The following is a 20,507-nucleotide window of genomic DNA, read 5'->3' as shown; positions in this document are numbered from 1 at the left end:
GACCCATCGACGGCAACGCACCGTGACGAGTGGAAGAGACTCTAGGTGCCCCCACTGACAGTGAGGCCGGGCCGTGGAGGTGACCTGCGCCGAGGCGGACACATGGGTGGCCGTGCAGACCCCGGCCCTGCGCGTGGGTGGCCGTGCAGAGCCCGGCCCTGCGCAAGGACGTCATCCGGCTGCTGCCCGGGGCAGGCCGTGTCCTCGTCGGCGGCGGCCTCGGGGAGGCCCACGGGCTCGGGCGGGTCAAGGAACGCTGGTCCTCAGCTGGTCCCCAGAAATGGTCAAGGGCCGATCTCGGATTTCTCCGAAACCGGCCCTGACCTGCGACTGTCTCCAGTCGGGACGACAGGATTTGAACCTGCGACCCCTTGACCCCCAGTCAAGTGCGCTACCAAGCTGCGCCACGTCCCGATGCGTTTCCGCCTGGTTGCCCAGGGCGGCCGCGCAGGACAAACATTACCTCACTCCAAGGACCGGATCGACGTCCGTGCCCGCTGGGCGCGGGCCGCCAGCCCTTCGGCTCCGCAGGCCATGGCCTGTTTCTGGGCCCGGGCCAGTTCGCGGTGCGAGCTGATCGCGATGCCGTAGTCGACGCGGGCGAGCGCGTGCTCGTAGGCGGAGGAGGACCTCTCCAGGTGACGGACCGCGTCGGCGAGGAGCTGCTCCGCCTCCTCGGGCGGGGCGAAGAGCGAGACGCAGCGCAGGGCTTCGCCGATGGCGGTGTCCGTGCCGAACCGTTCGGCGTGCACGCGGGCGCGGGCCGCGAGGTGGGCCGCACGGCCGGGGTCGTCCTCGGCCAGGGCGCGGGCGAGGTCGCCGGCCCAGGGTGCCCAGATGCCGTTGAAGCGTTCGCGCGGCTCCAGGGCGGCACCCGCTGCTTCGAGTTCGGCGATGGCTTCCTCCTTACGGCCCTCGGCCAGCAGCAGGCGGCCGCGGACGCACGGGCCGTCCGGCAGCACCATGGCGCTGGGGTAGGGCGGTCCGAAGTGGTAGCGGTCGGCAATCTTGCGGGCCTCGGCGACACGGCCCCGGGCCAGCAGCGTGTCGATGAGCAGGCACGCCGCGTCCCAGTGGACGGGCAGGCCGGAGCCGACACGGTCGGCGAGCCGGAGCCCTTCGCGCAGGAAGCCCTCGGCCTCCGCGAGACGGCCGCGACGGCGGTGGACCATGCCGAGCAGGGTGTGCGCGAACGCCAGGTGGGCCCCGCTCCAGCCGGAGATCTCGAAGGCCCGCACCGCTTCGCCGAAGAGGCTTTCGGCCCGGTCCAGCTGGTCGGTGAAGGCGTAGGTGATGCCGACCATGGTGGGCAGTTCGAAGCCCCACTCGGAGTCGGTCCAGCCGAGGCCGCGGGCGGGACTGCCGTCGATCAGGGCGCGTTCGCACAGGTCGACGATGAGCTGAGCGTTCTCGCCGCGCAGCATGGCGTCGAAGGCCCTCAGGGTGAGCAGTGCCCGCTCGGAGTTGTCACGGCCCTTGAGGTGGTCGGCGTTGCGGGTGAGGCGCCGGGAGCGGGCCGGGCCGTCGTCCTCGGCGGCCTGCATGCCCTCCCACATGAAGTGCGCGGCCTGCAGGCGCATCAGGCCGGGGCCCGGTGCCGTACGGGCCGCCTCGGCGGCCAGGGAAAGCGCCGCGTCCTTCAGCTGGTTGTTGTGGGCAAGCGCGGCGGCGAGCCGGAACGTCGCGTCGACCCGCAGGCCGTCGTCGAGCCCCGGCATGTCGAGGGCCGCCCGCAGGTGCTGCACCGTGGTGGGCGGGGAGCTGAGCAGGGTGGCGCAGCCGAGTTCGTACAGCAGGACCGCGCGGTCCTTCGGGCGGGGCGGCTCCTCGATGGCGCGCTCCAGACAGCGCCTGGCCGCTTCCGGGGCGCCGACCGCCAGGTGCTGGCCCGCGGCTTCGCGGAGCTGGGCGACCAGCTCCTGGTCGTCGTCCGGGTGGACCTCCAGCAGGTGCCGGGAGGCCGCGGCGGCACCGAGGCCGGCCCGGGTGATGGCCCAGGCGGCGCGTCCGTGCATCGCGGTGCGGGTGGCCGGCGGGATGGAGCGGTAGACGGCGGTCGCGATCAGCGGGTGCACGAACTCCAGCGGGTCGAAACCGCTGACGATACGGGCGTCGCGCAGCCGTGCCGTGCAGTCGGCGGCCTCCGCCGAACTCATCCCGGCGAGGGTGGCGGCCAGCTCCTGGGAGATGTCGGTGCCGAGCACGGCGGCGGCCCAGGCGAACCGGTTGGCGTTGGTGCCGAGCCGCTCCAGCCGGGCGACGAGCCCGCTGCCCCGGGCGGAGGCGCCGAGCTCCCGCAGCTGCCCGGCCGATTCCTCGACCGGTGCCAGCTCCTGGTCCTGGACCTTGGCGACCAGCTCGACGGCCTCGTACGGGTTCCCGCCGGTGACCGCCCAGACCTCGCGGCAGAACGGGTCATCGGCGTGTTCGCCCAGGGCCGCGCGGGCCAGTTCGGCGGTGGCGTCCGGGGTCAGCGCCCGCAGGGCGACCCGGGTGACCGCGCTCTGGTTGTCGGAACCGCGTTCGGCCTCGCGGTCGGCGACGTAGCTCGCGTTGCGTTCGGCCATCTCCTGCGGCCGGTACGCCTGGACGACGAGCAGCGGAAGTTCACCGAGGCGGGCGGTGAACGAGGCCAGCCAGGAGAGGGATTCGCCGTCCGCCCAGTGGGCGTCGTCCACCAGCAGCAGTAACGGCCGGTGGCTGAGGCGGGAGGCGAGCCGGGCGACGACGAAGTCGAGGCCGTCACGGACACCCTGCGGGTCGGGCTGCGGGCCGCTGGGCTCGGCGAGGCCGAGCGCGGGTGCAGTGGTGTCGTACCAGTCGCCGAACAGGGCCCGGGTCTCGTCGGGCGGGAACCGGTCCAGGGCGGGCTGCAGCAACTGCCGTACGACGTGGAACGGCACGGAGGTGACGGTCTCGCCGCCCCGAGCGGACCAGATCGTGCAGCGGTCTGCGGCCATCGCCCGGATCTCGGCGAGCAGGGCGGTCTTCCCGAGCCCCGCCTCCCCGCTGAAGACCAGGAGCCCGCCGACGGCCTGCGCTCCGCACAGATCGTCCACCGCCCTCGCGGCGGCGGCGAGTTCCGGTTCACGCTCGTACAACGGCCGAGACGGCTTCATGCCCACCCTTCCCAAATGGCATGCAGTGACGACGGACGAGCCTAGTCGTGCGCGGGTGCTCACCGACAGGGTTCGGCCGATTCCTTGCAGGTGCGAGGCACAATCGAGTAGTGAACGAGACGCACAGGGACCGTGACACCGAAGGCCGAGCGCGCAATGCGCGCCCCCGGGACGGACTGGGGCGGCCGCTGCCCTACGGCACGCCCGGAGTCGAGCGACAGCCCGAGGGCGTCGTCCGCACACCGCACGAGACACTCAGGGAGGCACAGCGGCTGCTGGACGCGGGGATGCCGTTCCACGCCCACGAGGTGTTCGAGGACGCCTGGAAGTCGGGGCCGGAGGGCGAGCGCGATCTGTGGCGGGGGCTCGCGCAGGTGGCCGTGGGGCTGACCCATGCCGCCCGCGGCAACACGGCGGGTGGGGCGCGACTGCTGCGCCGGGGCGCGGGCGCACTCACCTCGTACGGCGAGCCCCGGCCGCATGGCATCGGGATCGGCGGACTGATCGACTGGGCCCAGGAATTGGCCGGCCGCGTGGAGACGGGCCGCACGGTGGACGCCGGGGCCGAGGCGCCCCGGCTGCTCGGGTAGCGCGCGAGTCGCGCACGGTCCGGACCGGTGGCGGAACGTCGGGTCCGGGAACGGGTCTGCCGCGCAGCCATTACGATCCGGCTCCATGAGCACTTCTGACCAGGACCAGGGCCGGGACCAGCGCAAGGGCCAGGACCGGGAAACCCACACCCCGATAGCCGAGACCCCGGCGGAGGCCGCCGAGGACACGCCCGACGTCGAGGACGCCGCCACCACGACCGGGACCACAGCCAAGACGAAGACCACGGCCGAGACCACGGCCAAACTCGGGACCGGCACCACGGCCGAGACCAGCACCACGGCCGAGACCGGGAAGAGACTGACTCCGCGTCAGGCACGGCAGCTGCGGATCGTTCTCTCCTCCGTGGGCATGGTCGCGATGGGCGTGGTCCTCGCCCTGCGGATCGCGAGCCGGTCGTCGGTGCTGGTCGTCGGCGTGTACGGGCTCGCGCTCATCCTGTGCGGCCTGGTGATCGAGCTCAGCAGGAACGGCCGCACCAGGCTCGGCAGCTGGCTCCTCGGGGCCGGTCTGGTGGCGGCTGTCGGTGCGGACTGGCTGCTGCTTCCCTGAGCGCCGTGCCGGTAAGGCTCTGGCAACCCCCCCCTGATCGTTTGATCGCTTTTGCCAGCCCCTGGTCGATCTCTTGACCGCTTGCGAGCGCTCGATCAGGATTTCCGGTGCCGAACGAGTCCCCCACGAAGGGCCCTGGCCTCTCCGTATGAAGACCTTCCACTCCCCTTCGTTCGCACTTCCCCCGGAGGACCGGGCGTCGAGCCCGTACACCGGGTACACCCGGGCCCACTGGGAGGCCACCGCCGACGGGCTGCTGCACGCCGCGTGGCGGTGGGCCACCCCCGGCGCGGCGCTGCTCGACCTGCCCGGGCCCCCGTCGCACTCCGGCGTGCGCTCCGACGGACTGGAGGGGTACGCGCGCACCTTCCTGGCGGCCGCCTTCCGAGTCGCCGGGGCCGAGGGGAAGGACCCCCACGAATGGCTGGATCGGTACGCGCGAGGGCTCGCGGCCGGGACCCGTACGCCGGGGCGGGACGACGCGGAGTCCTGGCCGGTCATCCTGGACCACCATGTGCAGGGACAGCCCATGGTGGAGTCCGCGTCCGTCGCGCTCGGGCTGCGGCTCACCCGGCCCTGGCTCTGGGACCGGCTGGAGTCCGGCGTGCAGGACCGGGTGGAACAGTGGCTGCGGGGTGCGCTGCGGCACCTTCCGGCGGGCAACAACTGGTACCTCTTCCCGTACACGGTCGCCGGCTTCCTGGAGTCGGTGGGGCGGGGGGACGCGGAGAGCGCCCGGGCGCGGGAGCGGGCGATGGAGCTGCTGGAGGGCTGGTACCGGGGCGACGGCTGGTACGCCGACGGGAACGGGCGTGCCTTCGACCACTACAACGGCTGGGCGCTGCACCTGTATCCGATGCTGGACGCCCATCTGGCGGGCGATGACAGCGCGTCGGTGCACCACGGGGCGCGGCTGCGCGAGCACCTGGAGAGCTTCTCGCTGATGTTCGGCGGTGACGGGGCCCCGCTGCACTTCGGGCGCTCGCTCACCTACCGCTTCGCCGCGAGCGCGGCCGTGGGCCTGGGCGCGGTCTCCGGGCACACCCCGCTCGCTCCCGGGGTGTCGCGGCGGCTGGTCAACGGGTCGCTGCGGTACTTCCTGGAGCGGGAAGCGAGCGGCGATGACGGACTGCTGAGCCTCGGCTGGCACGGCCCCCACCCGGCGACCCTGCAGTCCTATTCCGGTCCCGCGTCGCCCTATTGGGCGTCGAAGGCGTTCGTCGCACTGCTCGCCCCCGCCGCGCATCCGCTGTGGACCTCGGCGGAGGAGGCAGCTCCGAGCGAGGGCGCCGACCGGGTGCTGTCGGTACCGGCACCCGGGTTCCTGGTGCAGTCGACACGGGCGGACGGCGTGGTGCGGCTCCACAACCACGGCAGCGACCACGTCCGTCCGGACGAGGGCGAGTCGGCGGCCGACGCGGACCCGCACTACGCCCGGCTCGCCTACTCCACCGTGACCGGCCCGACCTCGGCGGCGAACCCGGCGGACAACCACCTGTCGGTGACGGTCGGCGGGGTACGCAGCACCCGGCGCCGGATCCGTCCGCTCGGGGCCGGACACGGCGAGGGCTGGGGCTGGGCCGGGTCCTGGCACGTACCCGTGTTCCCCGCGGGCCCCTCCACCGTCCCCGGGCTCCGGGTGGAGAGCGTGACGGTGGCGCGGGGCCGCTACGAGCTGCGGGTGCACCGGGTGCTGGGCGCGCCGGACGGGGCGCGGGCCGAGCTGACCGGCTGGGCGACGGAGCCCGGGGGGCCGGTGGGCTCCCAGCTGCACGGGCTCCACGGCTGGGCGGCGCCGGAGGAGGTACGGGCCCCGCAGGGCACGGCGTTCACCCGCTGGGCGGTGCTGCCCCGGCTGGCCGCCGACGTGGCGGGGGACATCGTGCTCGTGGCCCTCGCGTCACTCACGGCGGAACCGGAGGCCGGGCCGCTGGAGCCGGTCGTGGACACGGCGCACGTACGAACCTGTCCGGACGGAGACACGGTCGGGGTCGAGGTCGGTTGGGCGGAGGACGGGACGAGGACGCGGATCGTGTTCGGTCGGCGGGCCGTCACGGTGGAGCACTCATAGGTCGGACCCCTTCCGAGCACACACGGTTCCCCACGCCCGGGCGTCACGGCTCGAACTCTCCCTGCGCCGCAGCCCCGCGGGGTGGAGCTGCGTCAGACCGTGAAGCGACACCGCGCCAACCTGCTGCAGAAGCTCGGGCTGCGCGACCGTCTGGAGCTCGCCCGCTACGCGATCCGCGCCGGCCTGATCGGACCGTGACCGCCGGGCCCCCGCGCAGGCCGTCACGAAAGCCGTCGCACTGCGGTCGGTTCATACGATTCTCACTCGGCCCGCATAAAGTGCACCCGTGACCCAGATGACCCCGCCCGGCTGGCATCCAGACCCCGGGCATTCAGGTAAAGGCCTCGATCAGGAACGCTGGTGGGACGGAGCGCAGTGGACGGGCCACGTCCGCCCGTCACCCGCCGCGGTCCGCCGCCGCGGAGTCCGTATCGGCGTCGGCGTGACCGTCGGCGCCGTGGTGCTCGCCGCGATCGGGGGCGGGATGCACCTGCTGCGCGAGGACCACGGCGGCCGGCCGGGCATCGCGGTCGCCTCACCGTCCACCACCCCCTCCACCCCCGAGGGATCCGGCGCGCCGGACGGCGGGAACGGGAGCGAAGGTGACAAGGACGGCGACGACGGCTCCCAGGGCCCCGGCGAGCAGATCCCGCCGACGGAGGCGGGCTACGCCACGGACCTGGCAGCCGGGATCAGCCTGCCGGTGCCCAAGGGGTGGACGGGCAAGTCCGCACCGGTCGGCGCCGGTCTGACGACGGGTGAGCACGCCTGCCCCGGCGGCCCCGCCAAGACGTGTGTGCGTGGAGGGATCTTCTCGGCCCCCGCGGTGGCCCTGAAGCTCACGGCCGGGACCGCGGAGGAGGCGGCCAAGAAGGACATCGCCGTCAATGCCGAGCAGTCGTACGGCGGGGACTCCTACGGGAAGATCACCTCGCACGAGGAGATCAGGTCCGCCGCGGTCACCGTGGCGGGCCAGAAGGGCTACGCGGTGCGCTGGAAGGTGGTGACGGAGAAGGGCGACGACGGTTACGTCGAATCGCTGGTGTTCCCCTCCCCCGCCTCCAAGGACATGCTCGTGGTGGTCCGGTCCGGTTTCGACATCAACAAGGACGCGCCGAAGCTGTCCGTCCTGGACGAGATCGTCAAGGGCATCAAGGCCGCGTCGGGCGCGGGAGCGGGCAACGGCGGAGCCGCCTGAACCTCACCGCGTACGCGAGCCGGGCCGGACCGCATGGGTCCGGCCCGGCTCCCACCACGTTCAGCCGGTCTCCAGCCGCACCTCTCAGCCCGTGAGGGTCGCCGGGTCACTCACTCCGGCGGCACCCGTCTCCACATGACCCGCGCACCGGCGCAGGAACCCCGGCTCACCGTCGGCGGTGACGGACACGTCGTACCAGCGCTTGCCCGCCCGGAGGTCCACCGTGCGCGAAACCGTGGCTCCCGGCCGTACGGTGACGGTTAGATCCGCTCCCCCGTAGGCGTCGCTGATCGTCAGTACGGCGTCCACGGCACCGGAGTTGGTGAGCGTGAGGTCCAGGTTGCCGCTGGTGGCGTTGTGGCGGGCGGTGGCCTCAGGCCCGGCGGTGGCGCCCGGGCTCCGGAACGTACGCAGGAAGCCGTTCGGGCCGTGCACGGTGAGGTCGTGGCTGCCGCCGGAGTAGACGGAGTTCCAGGTGTCGGTCAGGGTCCTGCCCGCGCCCGCGGTGTACGTCCACGGCGCGTCGGTGCGGTTGGCGGAGGTGACGTAGAACTGGGCGCCTGCCGCCGTCCCCGGGCTGAACGTGAGCGCGATCTTCCCGGTGCCCGGGTCGACCGCACCGTCCACGTACGGCTCGTACGGGAGCGGCCGGGTGGGCCGGCTGCCCGGTTCCTGCGCGGGCATGGCGCCGACGGGCGGCGGGGTGGGCCGGTAGTCGGGGTGGCGCTCGCGGTCCGGGGGCTCGTACGCGGAGGTGTCCGGCAGGTCGTCGGGGGCGGGCGCGGGGCGGCCGAAGTCGAACGCGGAGGTGAGGTCGCCGCAGACCGCCCGCCGCCAGGGCGAGATGTTGGGTTCGTGCACTCCGAAGCGCTGTTCCATGAACCGCAGTACGGAGGTGTGGTCGAAGACCTCGGAGCAGACGTAACCTCCGGTGCTCCAGGGCGAGACGACCAGCATCGGTACGCGTGGCCCCAGCCCGAAGGCACCGGCTCCGTATGAGGGCCCGCCCGGGTAGATCTCCGTGGTGGTGTCGGCCGTGGACAGGCCCTGGTTCGCCGAGGCCGGCGGATAGGGCGGGACGACGTGGTCGAAGAAGCCGTCGTTCTCGTCGTACGTGATGAACAGGGCGGTCCTGCTCCAGACCTCGGGGTCGGAGGTGAGGGCGTCGAGCAGGCCCGCGATGTACCAGGCCCCGTAGTTGGACGGGAAGTTGGAATGCTCGGTGAAGGCCTCGGGGGCGGCGACCCAGGAGATCTTCGGCAGCGTCCCAGCCTGTACGTCGGCGGCGATCGCGTCGAAGTAGCCACCTCCGGCGGAGATGTCGGTGCCGGTGCGCGCCTTGTCGTACAGCGGATCGCCGGGCTGGGCGTTGCGGTAGTTGTCGAAGTACAGGAGCGAGTTGTCGCCGTAGTTGCCCCGGTAGGCGTCGTTGATCCAGCCCCAGTGGCCCGCGGCGTCCAGCCCGTCGCCGACGTCCTGGTAGATCTTCCAGGAGACCCCGGCCTCCTCCAGCCGTTCGGGGTACGTCGTCCAGCCGTACCCCCGCTCCTCGTTGCCGAGCACCGGGCCGCCGCCCGCGCCGTCGTTGCCCGTGTAGCCGGACCAGAGGTAGTAGCGGTTGGGGTCGGTGGCTCCGATGAAGGAGCAGTGGTAGGCGTCGCAGACGGTGAAGCGGTCGGCGAGCGCGTAGTGGAAGGGGATGTCCTCGCGGGTGAGGTAGGCCATGGTCGTGGGGGTCTTGGCCGGTACCCACCGGTCGTAACGGCCCCCGTTGTGAGCCCGCTGGCCGCCCGGCCAGTCGTGGTTGAGGCCCTGGAGGAACTGCATGCCCAGGTCGTCGGCGGTCGGGTGGAACGGCAGTGTCACCTTGCCCGCGGCGTCCGCCTGGTGCCAGACGGGCTCTCCGCTCGGCAGGGTCACGGGCCGCGGGTCGCCGAACCCGCGGACCCCTTTCATTGCCCCGAAGTAGTGATCGAAGGAACGGTTCTCCTGCATCAGGACGACGATGTGCTCGACATCCTGGATCGTCCCGCTGGCCCGGTGGGCGGGTATGGCGGCGGCCCGGTCGATGCTGCCCGACAAGGCGGCGAATCCCGCGGTGGCACCGGCGATCTGCAGAAACCGGCGCCGATTCATCTCAGTCATGCGGGCCTCTTGGAGTGGGGGGACAGAAGCGAACAGAATGCTCCAAGAGAACCGAACAGAAGGGAAGGGGTCGTGACCCACCGGTGAATGCGGGCGGTACGGCAGGACACGGACATCAGGCTCGGACCGCCGGTCGGGCGTGTGTTGGTCGCGTACGTGTCGCTCGCGTGCGTGCCGGTCGCGTACATGCCCGGCTGGAACGGCCGGCTCTGGTTGGCGGTGCCCCTGCCGGTGGAAAGGGTTCAGGACGTGGATCCGTCACCGGCGTGGACGCCCGCTGCGGGGCCCGTGTTCGCCCGGAGCGCCTCGAGAGCCGCAAGCGTCGGCGCGTGTTCCCCGGCCAACCTGGCCCCGAGCGGCCCTCGGGAAAGCCGGCAGTACGGAGGCGAGGCCGAGAGCGACCGAAAGGCGTAACGACCACAACTTCACGGCACGTGTTCTCTTCGGTCATGTAACGGGGCGGTCGCCGGCTCCCGGGCAAGGGGCGGGTCGACGAGAGCTGATCGCCATGCATCTGCCACAACGAACAGCCGGGGCACCCGCAGGCCCGAGTACGAACCGGACCGGACGGCCGGTGGATCAGCCTTCAGGGAACTCGCCCCGATGGACACCGCATTCGCCCAAGAGCGCGACGCTTCCCGCCGAGCCCCACCCCCTAGGAGCGCCCGACGCGAGGCCCGGATCCGGGAGGCCGGCCCCGCCGGGCCTGCCTCCTGGATCCGGACCGGCCCCGGGCCGTCAAATTCCCGCTCAGCGCAGTGTCTTCAGCATCTCCGCACCGAACGGCGTGATGTCCCCGGTCCGCCCGCGCAGGGTCTTGGCGGCCCACTCCGGGTCGGCGATCAGGGCGCGGCCGACGGCGACCAGGTCGAACTCGTCGCGCTCCATCCGGTCCAGCAGATGGTCGATGCCGGTGACGCCCGAGCCGTTGCCCGCGAAGGCACTGAAGAAGTCACCGTCCAGGCCGACCGAACCGACCGTGACCGTCGGCCTCCCGCTGATCTTCTTCACCCAGCCGGCAAGGTTCAGATCGGAGTCGTCGAACTCCGGGAGCCAGTAGCGGCGGGTGGAGGCGTGGAAGACGTCGACTCCAGCTTCGGCCAACGGCGTGAGCAGGGCGTCCAGCTCGGCCGGCGTCTGCGCGAGCTTGGTCTCGTAGGCGTTCATCTTCCACTGGGACATGCGGAAGAAGAGGGGGAAGGAGTCGGAGACCGCAGCCCGGCAGGCCGCGACGATCTCGGCCGCGAACCGGGTACGGGCGACGAGGTCGCCACCGTAGGCGTCGGTACGGCGGTTGCTGCCGGCCCAGAGGAACTGGTCGATCAAGTAGCCGTGGGCTCCGTGGAGTTCGACGCCGTCGAAGCCGAGGCGCTCGGCGGCTGCGGCCGCGGCCGCGAACGCGGCGATGACGTCGTCGAGGTCCTTCTGCGTCATGGCGCGCCCCTTGGGCTCGCCGGTCAGGGAGACGCCCGAGGGGCCCACCGGTTCGGCGTCCGTCACTGGGGGCGCGCCCTCGGTACGCGTGACGCCCACGTGCCACAACTGCGGGATGATCGTACCGCCCGCCCCGTGTACGGAGTCGACGACGTCGGCCCAGCCCGCGAAGGCGTCCTCGCCGTGGAAGCGCGGCACCCGGTCGCTGGTCCCGGCGGAGTCGTGGCCGATGTAGGTGCCCTCGGTGATGATCAGTCCCACGCCACCGGTGGCCCGACGGGCGTAGTAGTCCGCCACGTCCCGGCCGGGGACACCCTCGGGGGAGAACTGCCTGGTCATGGGGGCCATGGCGATCCGGTTGCGGGAGGTGAGTCCGCGGACCGTGAAGGGGCGGGAGAGAGCCGCGGCCGCACGGCCGGCTGGGAGGTCGGTCACATCAGGTCCTGTTCATCGGCTTCATCGGCGCGAGGAGTGCACCACCTCACGCCAACACCCCGGCCGAGCGAGGCAATTCCGGCCGTGCCCGGATGTGGTCCAGGTCTCCGTGCCCGGCGCCCACCACAGTGCCTGCTTGAGATCGAGGACTGACCAGACTATGGCGGCGCCGATCGTGAGGATGTGACTGTCCGGGCTGTGGGGATGGTCAGTGACGTCGTTCAGTCGAGAGTGCGGGGGATGCGGATGACTGGTCCCCTGGGCCAGTCCCGTCGTTTGCCGCCTCGGGTCGGACGCCGAGTCAGCCATGAGACGAATGACCAGGTCAGGTGTGCTTCCGAGTGCCGGAAGAAGCGCTCGTAGTCGCGCACGTTGAGGCGGACTTCCATGATCCAGCCGAGGGTGCGTTGCGCCTTCCAGCGGCGCGGCAGAAACACGTACCCCGTGGTACCGCGGGGCCGCGAGACCGTCTTCAAGGTCATGTCGAGGAAGCCCTCGGACCAGTTGACGAGCTGGCCTGCATAGGTGACGCTCTGCCTCGGGCCGGCAGCGCGGTGCTGGAGTGCGTGTAGTAGGCCCCGGGGTTTCGGGCTGTCTGCCCTGGGATCCATGTGGCGACCGGGAGGGGTTCTGGGAGCCCGGTCTAGCCGCGGGCTTCTTCCAGCAGACCCGCCGCATGTGCGGTCCGCTGGTACAACACGTAGCGCCCGTCTCTGACCTTGGTGACGAGGCGTGCGCGATGCAGGGCGCTCAGGTGGTAGGAGACGGTGCCCGGGGTGTATCCGGTCCGGACGGCGAGTTCCGCGGTGGACCGGGCGGTTTCCAGGTCCGCCAGCAAGGCCGCTCGGGCGTTGCCGACCACCTGCGCGATCCTTCCGGACCTGCGGTCCCGGCCGGCTCCGATCCGCTGGGCGGGATAGTAGAGGACGAACTGCCCGGGGGTGTCGACCTGGATGATGACGTCGGGCCGGCTGAGCACACCGGGGGCGAGGACCAGGTCCCGGCCGGTGACATCGATTTCACCGTCCCACGGCTTGGCGACGGTGACCGCGTCGCCGGCCCAAGCGATGTCTGGGTGGAGGGCCCCCAGCGCCCGGCCGATGCCATGGGTGGCGATGGTCGTCGCGCGGTCGGCGATGTCCTGATCGATGATCGAATGCAGTTCGGGCCAGCCCTCGGCCAAGGCATCGCGCCAGAACCGGGCGAGACCGTTGGCGAGATGTCGCTGCATCCGCCCGGACTCCGCGATCCGGCGGGTCGCGGCCGACAGTGGCCTGTTCCAGTGGGTTTGGGTGTGGGTGAAAACCTGGGTTTCGAGGTCCTCCTGCGCTGCGGCCTCGATCTGCGCGATCTGCTCGTCGAGCAGGTCGCGGCGCTGAGAGCCCGTTCCTGGCTGAGGGGTGAGCAGGTCAGGTCTGTAGGTGTCGCCGTTCTGTGGTAACAGGTCCGCGAGCAGGGCTACGTCGGGATGAGCGAGTGAGGCGCGGGCAAGTGGTCCGGGATCTCCGAACACCGGGTGCCGCCCCGACGCGGCGGTGAGTTTCAACCACGCTATGGACTCCGACGCAGGGGAAAGGGCCAACCGCATCCTGGACACCGTGTTGGCGTCTACACGCAGAGTGAGCACCGCCCGACGCTAGCAGTCGTCGCCATGGATTTGAACTGGCTCGAATGCTTTCCGGCGTGAGGTCCACGCGTGCTTGAGTCGTCTCGCCGAACAACGGCAGCAACGTTCACCGCCCGATCCGATGCGGGCACCTCCGCAGGACGGTGAGGTTGCGCACCCGGCACGCGAGGAACCTGGGAGTGGTTGTCATGGTGAAGTTGAACGACACATCGAAGGTGAAGAGCCGCACGTGGAAGGTCGGTATGGCCGTGGCCGCAGCCGCGTCGGCTGCCGGGATGGCCTTCGCGGCGACACCCGCGACCGCCGCCGACGTCTCCGCTGCCGCCGCCGCTGACGTCTCGATCGAGTACGGGGCGAGCTACTACAAAGGCACGGCCAGCTGGACCAACCGGTCGGTCAGCGTCGACGGATCGTTCAAGGCCACCGGCTGTCGGCGGGTCTACGTGCGGGCGTTCGCCGGCAGCACCTCACTGGACTTCAAGAGCACCAGCACCTGGTGCAATCGGTCCGGGCCGGCGCACTTCGATCTTGCCGCGAACGTTGTCGGTGGGTCCGACAACATCTGGGTCTACATGACGGACGAGAACCAGAACTACCTCAAGGGACAGACCTGCTATCGCGCCGGCTACTGCCGCGACGGCCTGCGCTAGTCGGTACCGCAGCGGTCATGTGGTGATGGTCTGTCCGCTCAGGGTCATGTGGGCGTTGTCGTTGCTGGTGTTCTGGGTAGGCCGTCCGGGGATGTCGCGGCCGGCCCACCCAGATCGTAAGGCGCCCAGCTCCCATTGGCCCTGACACCGCTCAGCCCGTTGCCCTGATCGCGGCCCGAATGACCTGCGGGGCTGACACATCCGGCAGGCCACAACCGCGCGTTGATCGCGGCGGAGAGAAGTGTCGCTTCGAAACGGACCACGAGTTCGCCGGACCGGGTCGCTACCGCCCGGTTCCGTTTCGCCCGGTTGATGCCGCACGCGACCGCATGCCGGGCCCTGTAGTCCCCATCCTGGAGATCGCATGAAAGCCCATCTCGCCGCCGCCCTCGGTTCCCTCGTGCTGACCGCCGGCACCTTGCTGGGCGCTCCCGCCGCCGTCGGCGCGCAGACCGCCGCCCCCCACCCGAGCACCCCGATCGACATCCGCCTCGGTGCCGGCTCCGTCCGGGACACCTTGACTTGGTATGACCGGTCGCCCATGGCCGATGGAACACTCCGGGCTGTCGACTGCAACAGGATGTGGTTCAGCGCGTACGGTGCCTCTGGCAACAAGCTCGGCACCTGGATGACCAGCACTCACTGCAACGTGACATCCCACTTCACCTTCGCGTTACCTGGGGGTGGGCCCGACGCGACGGCATCCATCGAGATCTGTCTTGGCGGTGTGAACCTGGCAGCCACGTGCGCGTGGCACAACCGGCCCTGACCCTCCATCCGACCAGCCGGGCTGCGTGAGGCTGCCGGCCACCGGGCACCGGAGCGCCCTCTCCCGGGTCCAGCCGGTCGACCCGGGCCGAGAGCCGGCGAGAGTGCTGAGCGCCGTCGCTCCTGGGACTCCCCGCCGTGGACCGAACCGGCCCGCGCCCAGCGCTTCGTCGCGACCTGCCGGACGATCGAGGAGGAAGGCACGGGAGCGCGGGTGGCCGTCGACCGCCTCCCCGACGGCTCGTTCATCGGCTGGTGCGGCCTGACCAGCTGGAACCCGGCCTTCCGCACCGCGTCCCGGGGCTACGTCTTCGACGCCGCCGCCCGGGGCAACGGCTACGCCACGGAGACCGCGCACGCCGTTCCTGGGGCGGACCTTCACCGAGCTCGCTACGAGCATCTGCGGGGCCACGGCCTCCGGCCCACCGCATGGACCTGGTTCGCCGACGCGGGGGTGCAGATGCACGTCCTCCGCAGGATCGCCGGCACGGTTCGCTGACCATCACCCAGCGCTACCCGCACCCGGATGTCCACAAGATCGCGGCGGCCGGGGCCGCGCTCCGGCCACTACAGCGCGCTGCGCGCACCACGCTCACTGCCGGGCCCAGTCGTCATGACCCGCTGACCCGGTCAGGGACGCCGGACCTCCGGTTGGTCCCCAACTGGTCCCCAAAAATGATCAAGGGCCGGTTGCGGATTGCTCCGAAACCGGCCCTCATCTGCGACTGTCTCCAGTCGGGACGACAGGATTTGAACCTGCGACCCCTTGACCCCCAGTCAAGTGCGCTACCAAGCTGCGCCACGTCCCGGTGCCCGTCTGACCTGGGGTTTCCCCTGGCCGAACGTGCATGAGAACAATACCGCACTTGAGCAGGTGGTCACGAACCCGTTTCCTCCTTGACCTCAACCTTGATTGAGGGTGAACGCTCGGTGTCATGACGAACACGACCGTTGCCCCCGTACGCGGGCTCCACGACTTCCCCCACTTCCACGACGTCAGCCGCCTGATCGCCCTCATGACCGGCGCCGAGAAGCACGCCCCCGCCGCGCATTCCACGTCGGACGCGCTGTGGGTGCTGTACGACAGGGTGCTGCGCGTGACGCCCGCCACCGTCGACGATCCCGGGCGCGACCGCTTCCTCCTCTCCAAGGGGCACGGCCCCATGGCGTACTACGCCGTCCTGGCAGCTCACGGGTTCTTCGACGAGGAGGTGCTGCGCGGCTTCGGAACGTACGACTCACCCCTCGGCCACCACCCGGACCGGTTGCTCGTCCCGGGTGCGGAGATCGGCAGCGGCTCGTTGGGGCACGGCCTGCCACTGGCCGTCGGGACCGTCCTCGGGCTGCGGGCCCAAGGGCTCACCGGTCCCCGGGTCTGGGTGCTGGTCGGCGACGCCGAGCTGGACGAGGGCAGCAACCACGAGGCCATCGCCCACGCGGGCCCGGCCGGGCTCGAGCAGCTGCACACGCTGGTGATCGACAACGCCTCCGCCACCCACGGCTGGCCCGGCGGCATCGCCTCCCGCTTCGAGGCGGCGGGATGGTCGGCGGCGACGGTGGACGGCCGCAACCACGAAGCCCTGTACGCGGCCTTCACCGCACCCCACCCCGGCCGGCCCCGGGCCGTGGTCGCCCGGGTCGAGCCCAAGGGCTGACGAGCCCAAGGGCTGACCCCACCGCCTGTCAACGCAGCTCAGGCCGGTCCGTGACCGGCGGATTTTCAGGAGGACCCCTTCATGGACACCATGCGTGACCGCTTCATCGCCACCACCTCACAGCTCCTGGCCGAGGAGCCCCGGCTGGCCGTCGTGCTCGCCGACATCAGCGCCGACGGCTTCGCCCCGGCCCGGCGGGCCCACCCGCACCGGGTGATCAACGTAGGCATCAGGGAGCAGCTGCTGATCGGAGCCGGTGCGGGAATGGCGCTGACCGGAATGCGGCCCATCGTGCACACCTTCGCCAGCTTCCTGGTGGAGCGGCCGTTCGAGCAGGTCAAGCTGGACTTCGGGCACCAGGGGGCGGGCGGGATCCTGGTCAGCGCCGGCGGCTCGTACGACTGGCCCGCCGGGGGCTTCACTCATATGGCGCCGGGCGATGTCGCGCTCCTGGACACACTGGAGGGCTGGACGGTCCACGTGCCGGGCCACCCCGACGAGGCTGAGGCACTGCTACGGCAGGCGGTGGACGGCGACGACCGCGTGTACGTACGCCTCTCACTCCAGGCGAACCGGGAGGCGCGGCCGGTGGCAGACTCCCCCGGGTTCTCCGTGGTGCGCGAGGGGCGGGGCGGGACCGTCGTCGCGGTCGGCCCGATGCTCGACAACGTCCTCGAGGCCACCGAGGGGCTCGACGTGAGCGTGCTGTACGCGACGACCGTGCGGCCGTTCGACGCGGCGGGTCTGCGCCGCGCCGTCGGAGCCGGCCCGGGCGCGGATGTGGTGATCGTGGAGCCCTATCTGGCGGGCACCTCCACGGCCGCGGCGAACGAGGCGCTCATGGAGCAGCCGCACCGGGTCCTCGGCCTCGGGGTGGGGCGCGCCGAGCTGCGCCGGTACGGGCAGATGGACGAACATCTTGCGGCGCACGGGCTCGACCCGCAGGGACTGCGGGAGCGAATCACCGGGTTTCTGCCCGCCTGAGGGGCCGGCATCGGAGCGTCGGCGGCAGTCGCTCCTCCCCTCACCGCCGGCACCGGTCGCTGCGGGTGGACACCGTGCGGCTGGAGAACCGGACCGGGGCGGGGAGTTCGCAAAGGCGCTGGGGGCGCTCGGCCACCGGGTATTCGCCGTCCTCACCGGGCCGCCCGAACTGACCACGGTGGCCGACCGGTTGGCGGGATTCCGGGAGGGGCGCGCCGGGGCGGGCATCGGGCTCGACCGGGTGGTACGAGGGGGGCGTACACCCGGGAGGGCGGCCATCTGGCGGTGCGGTGGATACTGGCGTCCGGCGGCCCCCGGCCGACGTGTGTCTTCGCGGTGACCGATGTGATGGCGGTCGGTGCGCCGGCCGCGCTGCGCGAGGCGGGGGTGCGGGTGCCCGAGGACGTGCCGCTGGCGGGGCTCGACGACGTCCCCGTCGTACGCGAGCTGTCGCCGCCGCTGACCACGGTGGCGCTGCCGCTCACCGAGATGGGCGAGAGCGCGATGGCTCTGACCCTGCGCACACCGTCGGGAGCGGGGCGGTCGCGGGTGGTCCGGATCGACGGGGAGGTGGTGCTGCGGGGCAGCGCGGCTGCTCCGCCGGGGAGTTGAGGCACCTGCCTTCCCCGCATCAGGGATGGCGGTAACCCTCCCGGCGGTCGATCTGGCGGACGAGCTCCTGGGCGAGGGCCTTGATGGTGTCCAGGCCCGCACGGCCCCAGGGGCGCGGCACGGTGTCGACGGCGCAGACGGTGCCCAGCGCGATGCCCGTACGGTCGATGAGCGGTGCGCCGAGGTAGGACCGGACGCCTATGTCGTCGACCACCGGATTGCCGGCGAACCGCGGGTAGTCGCAGACGTCGTCCAGGACGAGGGCCTTGCGCCGCACGACGACATGCGGGCAGTAGCCGTGGTCGCGGGCCATGTGGCGGGCGCCGCGGTTGCCGGCCGCCGCGGCGGCACCGATCTCCTGGCCGCCACGATTACCCGCCGGGGTGTGCAGTCCCGCGAAGAACTGCCGGTTCTCATCGATGAAGTTGACCATCGAGAAAGGCGAAGCGGTCACTTCGGCGACCTTGTCGGCGAAGGCGTCGAAGCTGTCGAACGAGGCGTCGGGACGTTCACCGAGATCCAGCCTCCGCAGCCGATCCGCGCGGGCCGGGCCGTCCCGGTCGGCGGGGGTCAGCAGCATCCGGCCGGTGGCGAAGGACGTCACTGGTGGGCTCCGAAGGCCTGGAGCGGAGCGGGCGCCGAGGTGGCGTTGATGAGGTGCTGTACGAGGGTGACCAGCGCCCCCGTCCCGGAACTGGCGATCCGGGCGTCGCACAGGACCACGGGGACCTCCGGTCCCAGGTCCAGGGCGGCGCGCACCTCGTCGGGCTCGTAGCGGTAGGCGCCGTCGAACTCGTTGACCGCCACGATGAAGCCGATGCCGCGCCGCTCGAAGAAGTCCACGGCGGCGAAGCACTCCGCCAGCCGCCGCGTGTCGGCGAGGACCACGGCGCCGAGCGCTCCCTGGGAGAGCTCGTCCCACATGAACCAGAACCGCTCCTGGCCCGGCGTCCCGAACAGGTACAGGACGTGCTGCTCGGAGAGGGTGATGCGGCCGAAGTCCATGGCGACGGTGGTGGCCGTCTTGGACTCGACGCCGTCCAGGTTGTCGGTCCCCACGCTGACCTGGGTCAGCAGCTCCTCGGTGCTCAGCGGGGCGATCTCGCTGACCGCGCCGACGAAGGTCGTCTTGCCGACGCCGAATCCGCCCGCGACCAGGACCTTGAGGGCCACGGGAAAGAACTCGGCGGTTCCGGTGGGGTCAGAGCTGTCGTCGTAAACCATCGAGCACTGCCTCCAGCAGGGATCGGTCGGTGGGCATGTCTTGGAAAGCGGGAGCGTGCGCGGTGACGGCGCCGCAGGCGACCAGGTCCGAGAGGATGACCTTGGCGACGACCGCGGGCAGCCGGAGGTGTGCGGCGATCTCGGCGACGGACATCGGCCCTTCGCACATGCCGAGGGCCACGGTGTGCTCCGGGCCGAGCGGAATGTCCGGCTCGATGCCCGTCGCCATGATCAGGGACAGCAGGTCGAACGCGGTGGACGGCCGGGTACGGCCGTTGCTGATCGTGTACGGGCGGATCAGCCGGCCGGCCGCGTCGTCGAGCAGGGGCCCGTCCTGCGGGGCCGGCATCCTCACAGCCCCGGAGTGAACGGCGCCCCGGCCGGCTGCCGCAGCGGGGTCGTCAGATACGGACGGACGCTCTTGACCAGCATCGCCATCTCGTAGCCGAGCACCGCGGCGTCCGCCTCGCGTCCGGCCAGGACGGCGAGACAGGTGCCGGATCCTGCGGTGGAGACGAACAGGAGCGTGGAGTCGAGTTCGACGACCACCTGCCGGACGTCGCCGTTGTCCCCGAAGCGGGCGCCGGCACTGCGGCCCAGGGAGTACAGCCCGGCGGCCAGGGCAGCCATGTGGTCAGCGCTGTCGTGGTCCATGCCGTGGACGGATTTCACCAGTCCGTCGGCCGAGAGCAGCACCGCGCTGCGCGTGTAGGGCACACGTTGGACCAGTCCGCTCAGCAGCCAGTCGAGGTCCGAGACCTGACCGGCCTGCATGTCGCTCGGCATCGTGTCTACTCCTTGGAAGTCGTGTCTTTACGGGGTTCGGGCACGGCGTGGCCCGGCAGGAAGGGGTCGGGCCCGGTCTGCGGGCGGCCGAGGGACGTGGGCCCTTCGGCGGCTCCGCGTACGGGGAGGGGGGCGAGGGTCTCCAGGGGAGCGTCGAGCGCGGTCGGCGCAGCGGTGGCACCGCCGTACCCGCTGCCGGGCCCCTCCTCCTGGGCGGTGTGGGCTGCCTGGGCCTCGGCGAGGTCGACACCGCGCCGGAAGGCGGCCATGAGGCCCGGGTCGTGCAGGGCGTGCTCGTCCTCGACGCGGGGAGCGGGCGCCTCCCGCAGTTGTGGGACGAGGTGTTCCTGGTTGGCCCGCTTGGGGAGTTCGGGGCGGGCGGCGGGTGGTGCGGGCCGGTCGACCCGCTCGGGGACGAAGGCGGCCGGTGCGGACCGGTCGGGGGCGGACGCGGCCGGTGCGGACCGGTCGGGGGCGGACACGGCCGGTGCGGGCCGGTCGACCCGCTCGGCGCGCAGCGGGAGGGGCGGCGCCTCGACGCGGGGACCAGCTCCTCCAGCCCCACCCCACGCGAACCGTACGGTGAGCCCCCGGGCTCCCGACGGTCTCACCCGTGCCAGGAGCGCCACAGCGCCGCG

16 protein-coding genes, 2 tRNA genes and 4 pseudogenes are annotated in these 20,507 nt (G+C 71.6%); 11 read left to right on the top strand and 11 right to left on the bottom strand.

From position 1 onward, the window contains the following. Positions 1-340: 340 nt before the first annotated feature. Together ABZ154_RS23345 and ABZ154_RS23340 are read right to left on the bottom strand one after the other, a co-directional pair. Positions 341-414: transfer RNA gene (locus tag ABZ154_RS23345), tRNA-Pro, on the bottom strand. A gap of 50 nt (positions 415-464) precedes the next feature. Continuing rightward, complete coding sequence (locus tag ABZ154_RS23340; protein WP_356835553.1) at positions 465-3,119, bottom strand: AAA family ATPase; 2,655 nt, start codon at positions 3,117-3,119, stop codon at positions 465-467. Positions 3,120-3,229: 110 nt separating this feature from the next. Between ABZ154_RS23340 and ABZ154_RS23335 the strand changes: the two genes are divergently transcribed. From ABZ154_RS23335 to ABZ154_RS23315, 5 genes and pseudogenes are all read left to right on the top strand, one after another. Then, positions 3,230-3,709 (top strand): DUF309 domain-containing protein, encoded by a 480-nt coding sequence (locus ABZ154_RS23335; RefSeq protein WP_356835551.1) that lies wholly within the window; start codon positions 3,230-3,232, stop codon positions 3,707-3,709. 85 nt (positions 3,710-3,794) lie between these two features. Continuing rightward, positions 3,795-4,280, top strand: coding sequence for a hypothetical protein (locus tag ABZ154_RS23330; RefSeq protein WP_356835549.1), 486 nt, complete (start codon positions 3,795-3,797; stop codon positions 4,278-4,280). 148 nt (positions 4,281-4,428) lie between these two features. Next, positions 4,429-6,351, top strand: coding sequence for a DUF2264 domain-containing protein (locus tag ABZ154_RS23325; protein WP_356835547.1), 1,923 nt, complete (start codon positions 4,429-4,431; stop codon positions 6,349-6,351). A gap of 96 nt (positions 6,352-6,447) precedes the next feature. Continuing rightward, positions 6,448-6,549, top strand: a pseudogene (locus ABZ154_RS23320) (LuxR C-terminal-related transcriptional regulator); the annotation flags it as partial. 97 nt (positions 6,550-6,646) lie between these two features. Beyond that, positions 6,647-7,549 (top strand): DUF2510 domain-containing protein, encoded by a 903-nt coding sequence (locus ABZ154_RS23315; RefSeq protein ID WP_356835621.1) that lies wholly within the window; start codon positions 6,647-6,649, stop codon positions 7,547-7,549. Positions 7,550-7,633: 84 nt separating this feature from the next. Here the strand turns inward: ABZ154_RS23315 and ABZ154_RS23310 are convergent, their stop codons facing one another. The 3 genes from ABZ154_RS23310 to ABZ154_RS23300 form a co-directional block, all read right to left on the bottom strand. Then, entirely contained in the window at positions 7,634-9,694 is a 2,061-nt protein-coding gene (locus ABZ154_RS23310; protein ID WP_356835545.1) for a phosphocholine-specific phospholipase C, read from the bottom strand. A gap of 750 nt (positions 9,695-10,444) precedes the next feature. Continuing rightward, positions 10,445-11,563 (bottom strand): NADH:flavin oxidoreductase, encoded by a 1,119-nt coding sequence (locus tag ABZ154_RS23305; RefSeq protein WP_356835543.1) that lies wholly within the window; start codon positions 11,561-11,563, stop codon positions 10,445-10,447. A gap of 643 nt (positions 11,564-12,206) precedes the next feature. Next, a complete protein-coding gene (locus ABZ154_RS23300; protein ID WP_356835541.1) occupies positions 12,207-13,109 on the bottom strand; it encodes a helix-turn-helix domain-containing protein in 903 nt (300 codons plus the stop codon). 269 nt (positions 13,110-13,378) lie between these two features. Between ABZ154_RS23300 and ABZ154_RS23295 the strand changes: the two genes are divergently transcribed. From ABZ154_RS23295 to ABZ154_RS23285, 3 genes and pseudogenes are all read left to right on the top strand, one after another. Next, positions 13,379-13,840 (top strand): hypothetical protein, encoded by a 462-nt coding sequence (locus ABZ154_RS23295; protein WP_356835539.1) that lies wholly within the window; start codon positions 13,379-13,381, stop codon positions 13,838-13,840. Between the two features lie 364 nt (positions 13,841-14,204). After that, positions 14,205-14,609: a hypothetical protein gene (locus tag ABZ154_RS23290; RefSeq protein ID WP_356835537.1), complete on the top strand. Its 405-nt coding sequence runs from the start codon at positions 14,205-14,207 to the stop codon at positions 14,607-14,609. Between the two features lie 123 nt (positions 14,610-14,732). Next, a pseudogene (locus ABZ154_RS23285) lies at positions 14,733-14,972 on the top strand (GNAT family N-acetyltransferase); the annotation flags it as partial. Positions 14,973-15,343: 371 nt separating this feature from the next. On the opposite strand, the gene ABZ154_RS23280 reads toward ABZ154_RS23285, so the two are convergent. Next, positions 15,344-15,417, bottom strand: a tRNA-Pro gene (locus ABZ154_RS23280). Positions 15,418-15,543: 126 nt separating this feature from the next. Between ABZ154_RS23280 and ABZ154_RS23275 the strand changes: the two genes are divergently transcribed. The 3 genes and pseudogenes from ABZ154_RS23275 to ABZ154_RS23265 form a co-directional block, all read left to right on the top strand. Next, positions 15,544-16,263, top strand: a complete 720-nt coding sequence (locus ABZ154_RS23275; RefSeq protein WP_356835535.1) for a transketolase — start codon at positions 15,544-15,546, stop codon at positions 16,261-16,263. Between the two features lie 81 nt (positions 16,264-16,344). Further along, on the top strand, positions 16,345-17,247 hold the full coding sequence (locus ABZ154_RS23270; RefSeq protein ID WP_356835533.1) for a transketolase C-terminal domain-containing protein: 903 nt from the start codon (positions 16,345-16,347) through the stop codon (positions 17,245-17,247). Between the two features lie 47 nt (positions 17,248-17,294). Beyond that, positions 17,295-17,859, top strand: a pseudogene (locus ABZ154_RS23265) (substrate-binding domain-containing protein); the annotation flags it as partial. A gap of 19 nt (positions 17,860-17,878) precedes the next feature. Here ABZ154_RS23265 and ABZ154_RS23260 read toward each other — a convergent pair. The 5 genes and pseudogenes from ABZ154_RS23260 to ABZ154_RS23240 all read right to left on the bottom strand — a co-directional run. Beyond that, positions 17,879-18,463 carry a GAF domain-containing protein gene (locus tag ABZ154_RS23260; RefSeq protein WP_356835532.1) on the bottom strand — a complete coding sequence of 195 codons (585 nt, stop codon included), beginning with the start codon at positions 18,461-18,463 and terminating at the stop codon, positions 17,879-17,881. Continuing rightward, the gene (locus tag ABZ154_RS23255) at positions 18,460-19,083 is read right to left on the bottom strand and encodes an ATP/GTP-binding protein (RefSeq protein WP_356835530.1); all 624 of its coding nucleotides are present in this window, start codon (positions 19,081-19,083) and stop codon (positions 18,460-18,462) included. Before ABZ154_RS23255 ends, ABZ154_RS23260 begins: the two co-directional genes overlap by 4 nt. Next, positions 19,061-19,432: a DUF742 domain-containing protein gene (locus ABZ154_RS23250; protein WP_018955444.1), complete on the bottom strand. Its 372-nt coding sequence runs from the start codon at positions 19,430-19,432 to the stop codon at positions 19,061-19,063. The genes ABZ154_RS23255 and ABZ154_RS23250 overlap by 23 nt, the downstream gene beginning before the upstream one ends. Positions 19,433-19,434: 2 nt before the next feature. Continuing rightward, on the bottom strand, positions 19,435-19,869 hold the full coding sequence (locus tag ABZ154_RS23245; protein WP_128849225.1) for a roadblock/LC7 domain-containing protein: 435 nt from the start codon (positions 19,867-19,869) through the stop codon (positions 19,435-19,437). Positions 19,870-19,874: 5 nt separating this feature from the next. Further along, positions 19,875-20,507, bottom strand: a pseudogene (locus ABZ154_RS23240) (hypothetical protein); the annotation flags it as partial.

It is taken from the genome of Streptomyces sp. NPDC006261 (assembly GCF_040613515.1).
Taxonomy (GTDB): domain Bacteria; phylum Actinomycetota; class Actinomycetes; order Streptomycetales; family Streptomycetaceae; genus Streptomyces.
This window is presented reverse-complemented; position numbering and strand designations above follow the sequence as displayed.

What these genes read in the sequence shown, in the direction of transcription:
- ABZ154_RS23340 (WP_356835553.1), bottom strand. Translation starts at nt 3,119, where the DNA reads ATGAAGCCGTCTCGGCCGTTGTACGAGCGTGAACCGGAACTCGCCGCC.
- ABZ154_RS23330 (WP_356835549.1), top strand. Translation starts at nt 3,795, where the DNA reads ATGAGCACTTCTGACCAGGACCAGGGCCGGGACCAGCGCAAGGGCCAG.
- ABZ154_RS23325 (WP_356835547.1), top strand. Translation starts at nt 4,429, where the DNA reads ATGAAGACCTTCCACTCCCCTTCGTTCGCACTTCCCCCGGAGGACCGG.
- ABZ154_RS23315 (WP_356835621.1), top strand. Translation starts at nt 6,647, where the DNA reads ATGACCCCGCCCGGCTGGCATCCAGACCCCGGGCATTCAGGTAAAGGC.
- ABZ154_RS23310 (WP_356835545.1), bottom strand. Translation starts at nt 9,694, where the DNA reads ATGACTGAGATGAATCGGCGCCGGTTTCTGCAGATCGCCGGTGCCACC.
- ABZ154_RS23295 (WP_356835539.1), top strand. Translation starts at nt 13,379, where the DNA reads ATGGTGAAGTTGAACGACACATCGAAGGTGAAGAGCCGCACGTGGAAG.
- ABZ154_RS23290 (WP_356835537.1), top strand. Translation starts at nt 14,205, where the DNA reads ATGAAAGCCCATCTCGCCGCCGCCCTCGGTTCCCTCGTGCTGACCGCC.
- ABZ154_RS23275 (WP_356835535.1), top strand. Translation starts at nt 15,544, where the DNA reads ATGACGAACACGACCGTTGCCCCCGTACGCGGGCTCCACGACTTCCCC.
- ABZ154_RS23270 (WP_356835533.1), top strand. Translation starts at nt 16,345, where the DNA reads ATGGACACCATGCGTGACCGCTTCATCGCCACCACCTCACAGCTCCTG.
- ABZ154_RS23255 (WP_356835530.1), bottom strand. Translation starts at nt 19,083, where the DNA reads ATGGTTTACGACGACAGCTCTGACCCCACCGGAACCGCCGAGTTCTTT.
- ABZ154_RS23250 (WP_018955444.1), bottom strand. Translation starts at nt 19,432, where the DNA reads ATGCCGGCCCCGCAGGACGGGCCCCTGCTCGACGACGCGGCCGGCCGG.
- ABZ154_RS23245 (WP_128849225.1), bottom strand. Translation starts at nt 19,869, where the DNA reads ATGCCGAGCGACATGCAGGCCGGTCAGGTCTCGGACCTCGACTGGCTG.